General features: G+C 74.7%; 13 protein-coding genes. 4 read left to right on the top strand and 9 right to left on the bottom strand.

All coding sequences use genetic code 11. From position 1 onward, the window contains the following. Positions 1 to 140: 140 nt before the first annotated feature. The 3 genes from O7546_RS13565 to O7546_RS13575 all read left to right on the top strand — a co-directional run bounded on the left by O7546_RS13565 (position 141) and on the right by O7546_RS13575 (position 3,612). On the top strand, positions 141 to 1,256 hold the full coding sequence (locus O7546_RS13565) for an exo-alpha-sialidase (RefSeq protein ID WP_194802424.1): 1,116 nt from the start codon (positions 141 to 143) through the stop codon (positions 1,254 to 1,256). Continuing rightward, positions 1,253 to 1,549 (top strand): MoaD/ThiS family protein, encoded by a 297-nt coding sequence (locus O7546_RS13570; RefSeq protein WP_135240025.1) that lies wholly within the window; start codon positions 1,253 to 1,255, stop codon positions 1,547 to 1,549. Before O7546_RS13565 ends, O7546_RS13570 begins: the two co-directional genes overlap by 4 nt. Before the next feature lie 143 nt (positions 1,550 to 1,692). After that, a complete protein-coding gene (locus O7546_RS13575; RefSeq protein ID WP_281600998.1) occupies positions 1,693 to 3,612 on the top strand; it encodes a beta-propeller domain-containing protein in 1,920 nt (639 codons plus the stop codon). A 50-nt stretch (positions 3,613 to 3,662) separates the two neighbouring features. Here the strand turns inward: O7546_RS13575 and O7546_RS13580 are convergent, their stop codons facing one another. The 9 genes from O7546_RS13580 to O7546_RS13620 all read right to left on the bottom strand — a co-directional run bounded on the left by O7546_RS13580 (position 3,663) and on the right by O7546_RS13620 (position 12,343). Further along, positions 3,663 to 4,277, bottom strand: a complete 615-nt coding sequence (locus O7546_RS13580; protein ID WP_194802426.1) for a hypothetical protein — start codon at positions 4,275 to 4,277, stop codon at positions 3,663 to 3,665. Beyond that, entirely contained in the window at positions 4,274 to 5,626 is a 1,353-nt protein-coding gene (locus O7546_RS13585) for a hypothetical protein (RefSeq protein WP_281600999.1), read from the bottom strand. The genes O7546_RS13580 and O7546_RS13585 overlap by 4 nt, the downstream gene beginning before the upstream one ends. Further along, the gene (locus tag O7546_RS13590; protein WP_281601000.1) at positions 5,623 to 6,420 is read right to left on the bottom strand and encodes an ATP-binding cassette domain-containing protein; all 798 of its coding nucleotides are present in this window, start codon (positions 6,418 to 6,420) and stop codon (positions 5,623 to 5,625) included. The genes O7546_RS13585 and O7546_RS13590 overlap by 4 nt, the downstream gene beginning before the upstream one ends. 73 nt (positions 6,421 to 6,493) lie before the next feature. After that, positions 6,494 to 7,309, bottom strand: a complete 816-nt coding sequence (locus O7546_RS13595; RefSeq protein ID WP_194802429.1) for a zf-HC2 domain-containing protein — start codon at positions 7,307 to 7,309, stop codon at positions 6,494 to 6,496. After that, positions 7,306 to 7,890 (bottom strand): RNA polymerase sigma factor, encoded by a 585-nt coding sequence (locus O7546_RS13600; RefSeq protein WP_269696904.1) that lies wholly within the window; start codon positions 7,888 to 7,890, stop codon positions 7,306 to 7,308. The genes O7546_RS13595 and O7546_RS13600 overlap by 4 nt, the downstream gene beginning before the upstream one ends. A 64-nt stretch (positions 7,891 to 7,954) precedes the next feature. Continuing rightward, positions 7,955 to 9,121, bottom strand: coding sequence for an SGNH/GDSL hydrolase family protein (locus O7546_RS13605; protein ID WP_281601001.1), 1,167 nt, complete (start codon positions 9,119 to 9,121; stop codon positions 7,955 to 7,957). Between the two features lie 74 nt (positions 9,122 to 9,195). Next, positions 9,196 to 10,035, bottom strand: a complete 840-nt coding sequence (locus O7546_RS13610; protein WP_281601002.1) for a sugar phosphate isomerase/epimerase family protein — start codon at positions 10,033 to 10,035, stop codon at positions 9,196 to 9,198. Continuing rightward, positions 10,032 to 11,195, bottom strand: coding sequence for a dihydrodipicolinate synthase family protein (locus O7546_RS13615; protein WP_269696907.1), 1,164 nt, complete (start codon positions 11,193 to 11,195; stop codon positions 10,032 to 10,034). Before O7546_RS13615 ends, O7546_RS13610 begins: the two co-directional genes overlap by 4 nt. After that, a complete protein-coding gene (locus tag O7546_RS13620; protein ID WP_281601003.1) occupies positions 11,192 to 12,343 on the bottom strand; it encodes a Gfo/Idh/MocA family oxidoreductase in 1,152 nt (383 codons plus the stop codon). Before O7546_RS13620 ends, O7546_RS13615 begins: the two co-directional genes overlap by 4 nt. A gap of 103 nt (positions 12,344 to 12,446) precedes the next feature. Here O7546_RS13620 and O7546_RS13625 point away from each other — a divergent pair, with 103 nt between their 5' ends. Then, positions 12,447 to 13,466 (top strand): LacI family DNA-binding transcriptional regulator, encoded by a 1,020-nt coding sequence (locus O7546_RS13625; protein ID WP_135240037.1) that lies wholly within the window; start codon positions 12,447 to 12,449, stop codon positions 13,464 to 13,466. Positions 13,467 to 13,472 lie beyond the last annotated feature (6 nt).

The following is a 13,472-nucleotide window of genomic DNA, read 5'->3' on the forward strand; positions in this document are numbered from 1 at the left end:
ATTCCGGCCGCACCGGCGTGGCGACGCTGCCACAGGCCGTCCGACCAGGAAATGTCGTAGCCGGGGAGTACGACAGCGATGAGTTTCGGTGAGCCGCACGGTCATTGCCGGGAGAACCCCCTCGGACGAGAGGACGAGACATGAGCGGCATACGAGTACTTGTCGGCACGCGCAAGGGCGCGTTCATCCTGACCTCGGACGGCAAGCGTGACGACTGGACCGTCGGCGGACCGCACTTCGGCGGCTGGGAGATCTACCACCTGACAGGTTCACCAGTCGAACCGGACCGGCTGTACGCGTCCCAGTCCGGCGGCTGGTTCGGGCAGCTGATCCAGCGCTCGGACGACGGCGGCCGGACGTGGACGACGGCCGGCAACGACTTCGCCTACAGCGGCGAGGTGGGGCAGCACCTCTGGTACGACGGCACCCCACGGCCGTGGGAGTTCAAGCGGATCTGGCACCTGGAGCCGTCCCGCCACGACCCCGACACCGTGTACGCGGGCGGCGAGGACGCCGCCCTCTACCTGACCACCGACGGCGGCCAGAAGTGGTCCGAGCTGACCGCCCTGCGGCAGCACCCGACCGGCCCGTCCTGGCAGCCCGGCGCGGGCGGGATGTGCCTGCACACGATCCTCCTCGACCCGGCCGACCGGGACCGGATCTACGTGGCGATCTCGGCGGCGGGCGCGTTCCGCAGCGACGACGGCGGCGCGAGCTGGCTGCCGATCAACAAAGGGCTGCGCTCGGGCGAGATCCCGGACACCGACTCCGAGGTCGGGCACTGCGTGCACCGCCTCGCCCAGCACCCGTCCCGGCCGGACACGCTGTTCATGCAGAAGCACTGGGACGTCATGCGCACCGACGACGCGGGCGCGAACTGGCGGGAGGTCAGCGGTGACCTGCCGACGGACTTCGGTTTCCCGATCGCGGTGCACGCGCACGAGCCGGAGACGGTCTACGTGGTGCCGATCACCAGCGACTCGCTGCACTACCCGCCGGAGGGCAAGCTGCGCGTCTACCGCAGCCGCACCGGCGGCGAGCACTGGGAGCCGCTGACCGAGGGCCTGCCGCAGTCGCACTGCTACGTCAACGTGCTGCGCGACGCGATGGCCGTCGACACGCTCGACCCGTGCGGCATCTACTTCGGCACCACCGGCGGGCAGGTCTACCACTCGGCCGACGGCGGCGACACCTGGGCGCCGATCGTGCGGGACCTGCCGGCGGTGCTCTCGGTCGAGGTCCAGGTGCTGCCGTGATCCGGGTGGTGCTGCCGGCGCACCTGAAGAACCTGGCGCACGTCGCCGGCGAGGTACGCGTCGAGGTGGCCGGGCCGCCCACCCAGCGGGAGGTGCTCGACGCGCTGGAGACCGCGTACCCGATGCTGCTCGGCACGATCCGCGACCGGCACAGCGGGCAGCGCCGGCCGTTCGTCCGCTTCTACGCCTGCGAACTGGACCTCTCCAACGAGTCCCCGGACGCTCCGCTGCCGGAGGAGGTGGTCGCCGGCAAGGAGCCGTTCATCGTGCTCGGCGCGATGGCCGGCGGCTGAGCGGCGCGACCGGCGGTCGCGCCGCGCGATCGGGTGTCGAGCGGCACGGCCGGCGGTTGGGACGGCGCGATCGGGAACCGCGCCCGTCACCGCCACGTCTGACCGGCATGACAGGTCACGGACCCCGGACGCTTGGATGGACGATGGCCGCCGCGCTGGCTCTCGCCGGCTGCACCGCGTCACCCCCGGCCGCCGAGCCGCCGGCCGCCGGCCCGCCCGCCGGGCAGGTCGTGCCGGCCGGCGGGCTGCGGCTGGTGGCGTTCGACGGCTGCGACGAGGCGCTGCGGCAGCTCCGCACGGCCGCGAAGGCGGCGGTCGGCCCGTGGGGCTTCGGACCGGACGTCCTCCGGCAGTTCAGCGCGGAACGGGCGACGGCGCTCGGCGGCGCCGCCAAGGATGCGGGCGCGGCGGCCTACTCCGGCACCAACGTGCACGAGGCCGGTGTGGACGAACCGGACATGGTCAAGACCGACGGGCGGCGGATCGTCACTGTCACCGGGGGCGTGCTGTCGGTGGTCGATCCGGCGAGCCGCCGCGTGACCGGCCGGCTGGCGCTCGATCCCGACGCCGAGCGGTTCGCCGGTGACGAGGGGAGCCTGCTGCTGCACGGCGACCGGGCGCTCGTGCTGCTGCACGCGGGCCGGATCGTCAAGGGCCCCGTACCGGACGGGCAGACCCGCCCGGGCAGGACCCCGCAGGCCCGGCTGGTCCTGCTGGACCTCGCCGGACCGCCCCGCGTGGTCGGGGAGTACCGGATCGACGGCCTCCTGGTCGACGCCCGCCAGTCCGGTACGACCGCCCGGGTGGTGATCCGGTCCACGCCCCGGCTCGACTTCCCCTTCCGCTCCGACCGTAAGACCGACGCCCAGCGGATCGCCGCCAACCGGGCGATCATCGACAAGGCCACGCTCGACGACTGGCTGCCCCGCTACGAGATCCGCGACGGCGTGCGGACCGTCGGCACCGGACGGGTGGGCTGCGACCGGGTCAGCCGGCCGACCGGCTTCTCCGGCGCCTCGATGGTCACGGTGCTCAGCTTCGACCTGGGCGCGTCCGCGCTCGACGCCGGTGACCCGGTCACCGTGGTCGCCGACGGTGAGACCGTCTACAGCAACGGCCCGCGCCTCTACGTCGCCAACGACCAGCGCTGGCGGACGTGGCGTGGCGCGCTGTCCGGGGCGCGTGACGCCGGCACCGAGATCTACCAGTTCGACACCGCGGGGGCCACGCCACGCTTCGTCGCCGCCGGGTCGGTGCCCGGCTGGCTGATCGACCAGTACGCGTTGTCCGAGTGGGACGGTCACCTGCGGGTCGCCACCACCACCGGCGACACGTGGAGGCGGGAGAGGTCCTCCCAGTCCGGCGTCTACGTGCTGCGCGCCGACGGGGCCACGCTGAAGCGGGTCGGCGCGGTCACCGGCCTCGGCAAGGGCGAGCAGATCTTCGCGGTGCGGTTCGTCGGCGGCACCGGATACGTGGTCACGTTCCGGCAGACCGACCCGCTGTACGGCGTGGACCTGCGCGACCCGGCCGCGCCCCGGGTCACCGGCGAGCTGAAGATCAACGGGTACTCGGCGTACCTGCACCCGGCCGGCGACGGCCGCCTGATCGGCGTCGGCCAGGACGCGACCGGCCAGGGTCGGGTGACCGGCACCCAGGTGTCGCTGTTCGACGTGGCCGACCCGGCCCGGCCGGCCCGGATCGCGCAGCACCACATCCCCGGCGGCTGGTCCGAGGTGGAACACGACCCGCACGCGTTCCTGTACTGGGAGCCGGAGCGTCTGGTGGTGCTCCCGGTGCGGCAGCCGGGCGTGGTCACCGACCGCGCCGACGGCACCAGGCGTGCGCCGTCCGGCGGGGTGCTGGCGCTGCGCGTCGGCGACAAGGGCTTCACGGTGGCCGGGGCCGTCGACCACCCGGGCGCCCTGGACGACGGCCGCGAGTGGGCGCCGATCCGCCGCTCGCTGATGATCGACGGCGTGCTCTGGACGGTCTCCGACGCCGGTCTCAAGGCGACCGCCCTGGCCGGCATGACCACCCTGGCCTGGGTGCCGCTGACCTGACACCGGCCGGACCTCGCCGCGCGCGTGGGCGCGCGACGAGGTCCGGCACGTCACTGTTCCAGCGCCGCCTCGGCCGCCGCGACCTGTGGCCCCACGCGCAGCGCGTACGCGACGACGCCGCCGAGGAGGAAGGTCGCCGCGGTGACGGCGGCGATCCGGTTGCCCGGCTCCTGTGCCATCCACAGCGCGACCTGCCGCCATTTCGGCCCGCCCGGCGCGGCCAGCAACGCGCCCAGCGCGGCCCAGGCGGTCGGCACCTGCCAGGCGGCCCGGGCGCCGGCCAGCGCTGCGCCGAGCCCGACCAGCCCGATCAGGCCGGCCGTGTCGCGGGCCAGCACTGACAGCGGCCCGAAGTCGGCGCCGAGCACGCGGGCGGCGGCCAGCAGTCCGACCACCAGTGCGCCGTACCCGATCAGGTGCCCGGCCCGGCGCGGCGCCCACTGCCACGCGGCGGTCCGCTCCAGCGCCGGGTCGGTGCCGGCGAGCGTCGGCCCGAGCGGCGCCACCGCCAGCGCGGTGGTGAGCACGGCGAGCCGGGCGGGTACCTCGGGACGGTCGGTGAAGGCGGACCAGGAAAGAGCCATCACGGCGACGGCGACTGCCGATCCGGCCAGGGCGGCGGGTATCCGGCGGGACCGCACGTACAGCGGCAGCCAGCGGGTCACGGCGCGGCCCGTCCGGTGAGCGCCGGCATCAGGTCCGGCTCGCACCGCGCGGCCGCGTCCCGCAGCGCGGTGACCCGCCGCAACTGCTCCGGGGCGGGCAGGGCGCGCAGCTGCCGCACCCCGGCCCGGATCTCGTCCTGCTGCTCGTCGGCGTACCGGTATCCGGTCCAGGAATCCCACAGCCGTACGGTCTCGGCGTCGAGCAGCCAGGCCGCGGCGATCGCCGGGGCGATGTCGTCGCCGCTGCGCCCGCAGCCGGACCAACCGGTGCCGCCGCCCAGGGCGATGCGTTCGGCCACGTCCGCGGGCCGGCCGGTGTCCGGGTCGACCTCCAGGAGGAACTGCACGCTGCCCGGTGCCGGCTTGGGCCGGTGCCACTGCTCGCTGTCGTTGCTGCCGATGGTGTCCAGCCGCACTTCCACCGCGCGGGCCGGCGCGTCCGGCAGTTTCGCCAGCGCGCGCAGTCCTCGGCGGGCCTCGGGAGTGATCTGGGGCAGCAGGTGCGCGTTGACGGCGGTGACGCACACCTGCGGCGTGCCGTCGGCGCAGACGTAGCGGCGCGCAGACTGGTCGAGCTGCCAGATGCCGGCGGGGCCCGGTGCGCTGATCAGCAGGAGTCCCGCGACACCGGCGGCGAGGCTCGCCGCCGCGCCGGCCCGGAGCGGCCACGACCGGCCCGCCGTCAGCAGCAGTCCGGCGAGGACCAGCCCGACACCCAGCGCCAGGCGGCTGAGCAGTAGCCGGTCGGACAGCGTCTCCCACGGCGTGTCCGGCGGCCAGGAGATCATGAGGGACGCGTTCGTCAGCCGGCTACCGGCCGGACCGCCGAGCATGGCGGTGCCCTCCTGCGCCACCAGGCCGGCGGCGGCCAGCAGTGGCGGCAGCAGCGGTGAGGACCACAGCCGGCCCGCTGCCACACCGACCCAGGCCGCGCCCACCAGCACCAGCACGTCGATCAGCGGCCCGGCGAATCCGCGTACGCCGAGGTAGGTGCCGCCGGTGGCGATCACCGCCGCGCTGGCGGCGACCACGAGCAGGTGCGCGGCGGCGGCGGCGACGCCGAGCGCTGTCATCGCCGGCAGCGCGCGCTGCCAGCGGGGCCGTCCGGTGCTGTTCATCAGCTCGTCGGCGCGGGTACGGCGGTCCCGGCGGCCGAGCACCGCGCCACCGGCGAGCGCGAGCGGCATCAGCAGGAAGACGTTGGAGGCGTGCACGTAGCCCAGCCGCAGCCACTGTCCCTGCCAGAAGTCGTACATGCTGGCGGTGCCGAGGACGCCGACGGCGATCAGCAGCACCGCCACGGCCGGCGCGTTGGAGCGGCGCAGTTCGACGCGTACCTGTCGGATCATCGGGCGCTCCGGTGCTGCTGGAGGAGGTACGAGTAGCCGCGCTCAGCGGCGCTGTCGCCGACGCCGCCGGTCTCGCCGTGGCGGACCAGGTCGGCGGGCAGGCCCTGGAACACGCGGGCGCCGTGATCCATCAGGATGACGTCCGAGCAGGCCGCCACCACGTCCTCCACCAGGTGGGTGGAGACCAGCACGCAGGCGTCCGCGCCGAGTTCGCGGATCAGTTCACGGAACTCGATTCGCTGTTCCGGGTCCAGGCCGACTGTCGGTTCGTCGAGCAGCAGCAGGTCCGGTTCGTTCACGATCGCCTGGGCGATGCCGGCCCGGCGCAGCATGCCGCCGGACAGCGACTTGAGCTTGGCGTCGGCCCGGTCGGTGAGGCGTACCCGGTCGATGGCCCGCTGGGCCGCGCCCGGCACCGCCGAGGCGGGCATCTCCCGTAGCCAGGCCACGTACTCGACGTACTCCCGCACGGTGAACCGGGGGTAGTAGCCGAACTGCTGCGGCAGGTAGCCGAGCCCGCGGCGCACCGGCCGCAGCTCACGCGACGCGGTCGCGTCCGCGCCGAGCAGCCGCAGCACGCCGGCGTGCGGCCTGACCACTGTGGCGAGCGCGCGCATCAGCGTGCTCTTGCCGGCGCCGTTCGGGCCGAGCAGCCCGTGCACGCCGGCGCCGAGTGTCAGGCCCAGGTTGTCGACGGCCAGGTGCCGCCCGGCCTTCACCGACAGTCCCACCGCCTCGATCCGCCAGGCGTGCCGGGTCGGCGCCACCTCGTCGGCGCTCACTGCGCGTACCAATGTCGTCTCCTTCTCGGGGCAGGGTGATCCGCGGCACCGTCGGGGCGCCGTGGCGTGGTTCCGGGGGCCGGCGTCAGCCGGCGGGCCGCCGCAGGTGTTCGGCGCGCAGCGTGGTCAGCACGGTGAGCACGACGGCGGCCGCCGCCCAGGCGGGCATGGTCGCGGGCCGGAGCAGGGCCTCGGTCGTGGCGGCGGCGCGGGCCGCGTCGGCGGCGCCGGTGAACGACATGGCCGCGACCGCTGCGAGCCAGCCGCCGCCGAGGAGCGCGGCGGCCAGCGGCACCCCGACGCGGCTGCCGAGCAGCAGCGTCGCCGCGGTGAACGTCAGGCAGGGCAGCAGCCACAGCGCGGGGTTGCGGCCGACCGCGAACCCGGCTATGGCGAGCACCGGCGCCACCAGGAGCAGAACCGCGAGGGTACGGCGAAGCAGCAGCTCCAGCCCGGCGCGGGCGGTGCCGGCGACCACCTCCCAGTTCGGGTTGGCGCGATGTGACCAGGCCACCGCGAGCCCCGCGAGCGGCGCCACCGGCGCGAGCAGCAGCACCGCCGAGGGCTGCTCCGGAAAGTTGCGGTCCAGCAGCACCGCCGCGAGGATCGCCGTGCACGTCATGGCTGCCCAGGCCAGCATCGACCAGTCGGTCCAGCGCAGCCACCACCGTCGCAACGGGCGCCGGCGCACCGGCTGCGGCCCGGTGCGCGCCTGTTCCAGGATCGCCTCCCGGGCGTCGCCGAGCAGCGCCCGCAGTGGCGGTGCGGCCAGGTCGCCGAGCCGGTCGCGGCACTCGGCGCAGCCCTCCAGGTGCACCTCGATCGTCCAGGCGGCGGCGTCGTCGTCGGGGCCGCCCGCCGCGTACGCGGCCAGTGCCGGCGGGGGAACGTGAGCCGTCATGCCAGTGCCTCCCGTAGCGCGTTGCGGGCACGCCGCGCCCGGCTCTTCACGGTGCCCTCCGGCACCCCCAGCAGGACGGAGGTCTCCCGGACGGTCAGTCCGTCCAGGACCATCGCGGCGAGCACCGCCCGCAGTTCCGGGGCCAGCGCGTCCAGCGCGGCTCCCACCTCCGAGCCGAACGACCCGGCGAGCGCCTCGTCCTCGGCGGCCGGCGAGCTGCGCACCGGCAGGATGTCGGTCGGCACCTCCTGCACCCGGGCGCGGCGGCGCAGCGCGTCGACCAGGCGCCGGGCCGCGATGGTCCAGATCCAGCCGGCGGCCGAGCCGCCCGGCGCGTCCGCGCCACCGGAGCGCCGCAGCCCGCTGAACGAGCCGGCGGCCCGCCACACCGTGAGGTACGTGTCCTGGAGGACCTCGGCCACGATGCCGTCGTCGGCGCACCGCCGCCGCAGCCGGATCGCGAGCCACGGCGACGTACGCCGGTACAGCTCGTCGAACGCGTCCAGGTCGGCGCGCGCGACCCGCCGCAGCAGCCGCTCCTCGTCCTGTTTGCTTCCTCCCACGCCTAGATGGTCGATCACGGACCCTCCGACGGATCACGGCGCGGCGTGACCTGGGTCACACCACGCCGTGGGTAGGTGTCCGTCACTCCGCCGCGGCGAACGGTCCCTTCGGTCCGAACGCCAGCGCGGCGAACCGCTCGCCGATGCGCCGGTCGGCGGCCGGGTCGGGGTGCAGCTCGTCGGGCAGCGGCAGCTCGGCGTAGTCGGCCTCGCCGTACAGCTCCAGCCCGTCGAGGTAGTGCAGGTTCGGGTCGGCGCCGGCCCGGGACGCCACGATCCGGGCCAGTTCGGCGCGGATGACGCGCAGCGAGAGCCGGCCGGATGCCACGTCGGCCGGGTCGCCGGTGGCCCGGAACCGCACCTTCCCGTCGACGAGGTCGACCGCGCCCGGGCCGGGCGTGTCCTCCTGGACCGGGCACAGGATCGACGACACGACAAGCAGCGGGGTCTCCGGATGCCCCTCGCGGATGGTGTCCAGGAAGCCGTGCACGGCGGGACCGAACGCGCGCAGCCGCATCAGGTCGGCGTTCACCACGTTGATGCCGATCTTGACGCTGATCAGGTCGGCCGGGGTGTCGCGCATCGCCCGCGCGGTGAACGGGTCGAGCAGCGCGCTGCCGCTGAACCCGAGGTTGACCAGCTCCACGCCGGCGAGCGTGGCGGCGATCGCCGGCCAGGTGCCGGTGGGGCTCTCCGCGTCCGAGCCGTGGCTGATCGAGCTGCCGTGGTGCAGCCACACCCGGCGGCCGTCCGTGCCGGCCGGCTCGACCGGCGCGTCGGTGCGCAACGCCACCAGCTCGGTGATCTCTCGCTGCGGCAGCCAGATCACCACCTCCTTGTCGGTGGCGGGCAGGCCGGTGAAGCGCACCGTGGCGACCGGACCCGGCTCGACGCCGGACGTGCCGGTGGCCAGGTCGACGGTGAGCACCTTGCCGCCGTCGGCGGTGGCCTGACCGGCGAGGTGGCCGTCGACGACCAGGTCGTAGCGGCCGTCGGGACGCGGCCCGGTGCCCCGGTAGACCATCTTCATGGGCAGCACGTCCAGTTCGACTGTGGTGGCGCGGGTCCGGAACGCCAGCCGTACGCCCGACGGCATCGCCTCGGCCATCGTCAGCTGCGGGTCGGTGTTCTGCGCCCGGGCCCACGCGGGCAGCCGGTGCGGCAGCACCCCGTCCGCTGTCTGTTCCAGGTCGAGCGCGCCGCGCAGCAGGTCGGTGGTGATCGGGGTGGTGAGGTGCGGGGATGCCATGATCCTGATCCTGCCCCCGGATTCGGGGGAGCGGCCACCTGATTCATCCGACAGGCCGGACTCGTGACGCTGGGTCAGTCCGTGAGCACCAGGTCCACGTACCGGGCGGTCATGGTGGCGAGCACCCGGTCCGGGTCGGTGGCCCACACCTCGGCGTTGAAGATCTCCACCTCGACGTCACCGGTGTAGCCGGCGGCCTCCACCGCGCGGCGCAGCGGCGGGAAGTCGATGTGCCCGTCGCCCATCATGCCGCGCCCGAGCAGCACGTCGGCCGGCAGCGGGGTGAGGAAGTCGCAGATCTGGAAGCTCGCGATCCGTGCCCCGGCGCGGGCGATCTGCCGCCACACGTCCGGATCCCACCAGACGTGGAACGTGTCCACCACGACGCCGACCTGTTCGGCCGGGAACGCCTCGGCCAGGTCGAGCGCCTGCCCGAGCGTGGACAGCACCGCCCGGTCGGCGCAGTACATCGGGTGCAGCGGCTCCAGCGCGAGGCGTACCCCGCGCTCGGCCGCGTACGGCGCCAGCTCGGCCAGCGCGTCGGCGACCCGCTGCCGCGCACCGGCCAGGTCGCGGGAGCCGGGCGGCAGGCCGCCGCCGACGAGCACCAGGCAGGCGGCACGCAGTTCGGCGGCCTCGTCGATCGCGCGCCGGTTGTCCGCGAGCGCCGCGGCCCGTCCGGCGGCGTCGGCGGCGGTGAGGAACCCGCCCCGGCACAGCGACGACACCCGCAGCCCGGCGTCCGCGACGAGCCGCGCGGCGGCCGGTACGCCGATCTCCGCCACCGGCTCGCGCCACAGCCCGATCGCCGGGATGCCGGCGCGCACGCACCCGTCGACCGCCTGCGCCACCGACCAGCGCTGCGTGGTGCGCTGGTTGAGCGACAGCCGCGCCAGCCGGGGATCGGCGGTCATCCGGGCACGCCCGCGACGTCCAGGTACGCGCGCATCCGCCGCGCCGCCAACTCCGGGTCACCGAGCAGCCCGGCGGCGTCGGCCAGCCGGAACGCCTCCACCAGGTGCGGGACGCCGCGCCCGCCGTGCAGACCGCCGAGCATGGTGAAGCCCGGCTGCCGTCCGTTGAGCCAGGACAGGAACGCGATGCCGGTCTTGTAGTACGGCGTGGGCGGGGCGAACAGGTGCCGGGACAGCGGCACCGTCGGGTCGAGGATCGCCCGGAACCCGGCCCGGTCGTCCGCGTCGAGCCGTTCCAGCGCGGCCGACGCGGCCGGGGCGATGGCCGCGAACGCGCCGAGCAGCGCGTGGCTGAACCGCTTGCCGTCGCCCTCGATCAGCTCCGGGTAGTGGTAGTCGTCGCCGGTGTAGACCCGCACGGCCGGTGGCAGCAGCTCCCGCAGCCGCACCTCCCGGGCGGCGTCCAGCAGCGACACCTTCACCCCGTCGACCAGGCCGGCGTGGGCGTGCACCAGCGCCGCGAACGTCGCGGTGGCCTCGTCCAGGTCGGTCGAACCCCAGTAGCCGGACAGCGCCGGGTCGAACATGTCGCCGAGCCAGTGCAGCACCACCGGCGCGCCGGCCTCCCGCAGCACCCGCTCGTAGACGCGCAGGTAGTCGTCCGGGCCGGTGGCGAGCGCGGCGAGGTGCCGGCTGGCCATCAGCACCGGCGTGGCACCGCACTCCTGGACCACGGCGACCTGCTCGGCGTACGCGGCGACCACCTCGTCGAGCGTGCCGGGGACACCGGTGAGCTGGTCGGTGCCGGCCCCGGCGACGATGCGCCCGCCGCAGGCGGCGGCCTCGGCGGCGCTGCGCCGGATCAGCTCCCGCGTGGCCGCCCAGTCCAGCCCCATCCCGCGCTGCGCCGTGTCCATCGCCTCGGCCACACCGAGGCCCCACGACCACAGGTCACGCCGCACCGCGAGCGTCGCGTCCCAGTCCAGCCCCGCCGGGCGGCCGGGGGAGTTGTCGGCGTACGGGTCGGCGACGACGTGCGCGGCCGCGTACGCGATCCGGCCGGCCGGTGGCCCGGACGGTCGTCGCCACGCGGGTGGTTCGCGCAGCGTCAGCTTCTCGGTGCCGCCGTCCGGTGTGGGCAGCGTGATGTGCTTGCTCACCGAGGGATCTCCTCGATCGTCACCCGCCGCCCCTCGCGGGCCGAGCGCAGCCCGGCCTCGGCGAGTTGCACGCCGCGCGCACCGGCGAGGAAGTCCCACGGGAACGGCTCGTCGTCGACGACGTGGCGCAGGAACGCCTCCCACTGCACCTTGAACGCGTTGTCGTGCTCGCCGTTGTCCGGCACGGTCTGCCACTGCGCGCGGAACGGCTCGGTGACCGGCAGGTCGGGGTTCCACACCGGCATCGGGGTGGCGCCGCGGTGCTGGATGCGGCAGTCGCGCAGCCCGGCGACGGCGCTGCCGTGCGTGCCGTCGACCTGGAACTCGACCAGTTCGTCCCGGTGCACCCGGACCGCCCAGGAGGAGTTGACCTGCGCAACGATGCCGCCGGCCAGCTCGAAGATGCCGTACGCGGCGTCGTCGGCGGTGGCCCGGTAGCGGACGCCGGACTCGTCGACGCGCTCGGGGATGTGCGTGGCGGTGACAGCGGTGACCGCGGTGACCGGGGCGATGATCTGCTCCAGCACGTAGTGCCAGTGCGGGAACATGTCCAGCGTGATGCCGCCGCCGTCCTCGGCGCGGTAGTTCCAACTCGGACGCTGCGCGGCCTGCCAGTCGCCCTCGAACACCCAGTAGCCGAACTCGCCGCGCACGGACAGGATCCGGCCGAAGAAGCCGCCGTCCACGAGCCGCTTCAGTTTGCGCAGCCCGGGCAGGAACAACTTGTCCTGCACGACGCCGTTGCGGACGCCCTTGGCGGCGGCGAGCCGGGCCAGCTCCAGCGAGGCGAGGAACCCCTCGGCGAGCGGCTTCTCGGTGTAGACGTGCCTGCCGGCCTCGATCGCCGCCCGGATCGCCTTCTCCCGCGCGGTGGTCACCTGCGCGTCGAAGTAGATCTGGTGGGCGTCGTCGGCGAGCGCCGCGTCCAGGTCCGTCGTGTACGCCGTCAGTCCGTGCCGGGCGGCGATGGCGGCGAGCCGGTTCTCGTCGCGGCCGACGAGGGTCAGCTCGGGCCAGATGCGGCTGCCGTCGCGGGCCGGCACGCCGCCCTGCTCGCGGATGGCGAGCAGGGACCGGACGAGGTGCTGCCGGTAGCCCATCCGGCCGGTGACGCCGTTGAGGATGATGCCGACGGACGTGCGTTCCACTGGGCCTCCCCGCAGGTGAATGCGCTTTCAGTAAGCGCTTTCAGGGTGCTACCGTAGCCACGCCGGAACACCGGGTCAAGACGTTCCGCAGGGAGACGCATCGATGTCGCACGTGACGCTGGAAGACGTGGCCAGAGCGGCCGACGTCTCCCTGGCCACCGCCTCCCGGGCACTCAACGGCAGGCGCGTCACCCCGCACCTGCACGACCGCGTCCTGGCCGCCGCCGCGCGCCTCGCGTACACCCCGAACGCCCACGCCCGCGCGCTGGCCGGCGCGTCCCGGCGCAGCGTCGGCGTGGTCTGCCACGACGTCACCGACCCCTACTTCGCCGCCGTCGCCGGCGGCGTCATGCGGGTCGCCGCCGACAACGACCTGCTGGTCATGCTCGCCAGCACGTTCCGCGACCCGGAACGCGAGATCGCGTACGTGTCGATGCTGCGCGCCGAACGTGCCCCGGCGATCCTGCTCATCGGCTCCGGCTTCGAGGATCCCCGCTGGGAGCGGGCGATGGCCGCCGAGCTGGCGCCCTACCTCGACGGTGGTGGCCGGGTCGCGGTGGTCAGCCGGCACCGCACCCTGAAGGTCGACAGCGTGCTGCCGGAGAACCGGGCCGGCGCCGCCGAACTGGCCCGCACGCTGCTGGGCCTGGGGCACCGTCGCTTCGCGGTGCTGTCCGGTCCGCCCGAGCTGACCACCGTCGCCGACCGGCTCGGCGGGTTCCGCGACGAACTGGCCGCCGCCGGTGTGGCGCTCGACCCGGGCGCGGTGGCCGAGGCGGCGTTCACCCGCGACGGCGGCTACCGGGCGATGACCGAGCTGCTCGACCGCGGGCTCGACGCCACCTGCGTGTTCGCGTGCACCGACGTGATGGCCGTCGGCGCGTACGCGGCGCTGCGCGACCGCGGGCTGTCGGTCCCCGGCGACGTCTCGGTCGCCGGCTTCGACGACATCCCTGTCGTGCGCGACCTCACCCCGCCGCTGACCACAGTGGCGCTGCCGCTGCACCGGCTCGGCGAGGAGGCGATGAAGCTGGCCCTGACCGAGAACGCCGGCCGCCGCCGCCGGATCGTGCGCCTGCCCGGCGAGGTGGTGCTGCGCGCCAGCACCGCGCCTGTGGCCTGAGCCCGG

It is taken from the genome of Micromonospora sp. WMMA1976, assembly GCF_027497335.1.
Classification (GTDB): Bacteria; Actinomycetota; Actinomycetes; order Mycobacteriales; family Micromonosporaceae; genus Micromonospora; species Micromonospora aurantiaca.

Bases quoted from the DNA above. Each gene is read 5' to 3' on its own strand.
- O7546_RS13625 (WP_135240037.1), top strand. From the start codon at position 12,447: ATGTCGCACGTGACGCTGGAAGACGTGGCCAGAGCGGCCGACGTCTCC.
- O7546_RS13585 (WP_281600999.1), bottom strand. From the start codon at position 5,626: ATGATCCGACAGGTACGCGTCGAACTGCGCCGCTCCAACGCGCCGGCC.
- O7546_RS13610 (WP_281601002.1), bottom strand. From the start codon at position 10,035: ATGACCGCCGATCCCCGGCTGGCGCGGCTGTCGCTCAACCAGCGCACC.
- O7546_RS13595 (WP_194802429.1), bottom strand. From the start codon at position 7,309: ATGACGGCTCACGTTCCCCCGCCGGCACTGGCCGCGTACGCGGCGGGC.
- O7546_RS13565 (WP_194802424.1), top strand. From the start codon at position 141: ATGAGCGGCATACGAGTACTTGTCGGCACGCGCAAGGGCGCGTTCATC.
- O7546_RS13605 (WP_281601001.1), bottom strand. From the start codon at position 9,121: ATGGCATCCCCGCACCTCACCACCCCGATCACCACCGACCTGCTGCGC.
- O7546_RS13575 (WP_281600998.1), top strand. From the start codon at position 1,693: ATGGCCGCCGCGCTGGCTCTCGCCGGCTGCACCGCGTCACCCCCGGCC.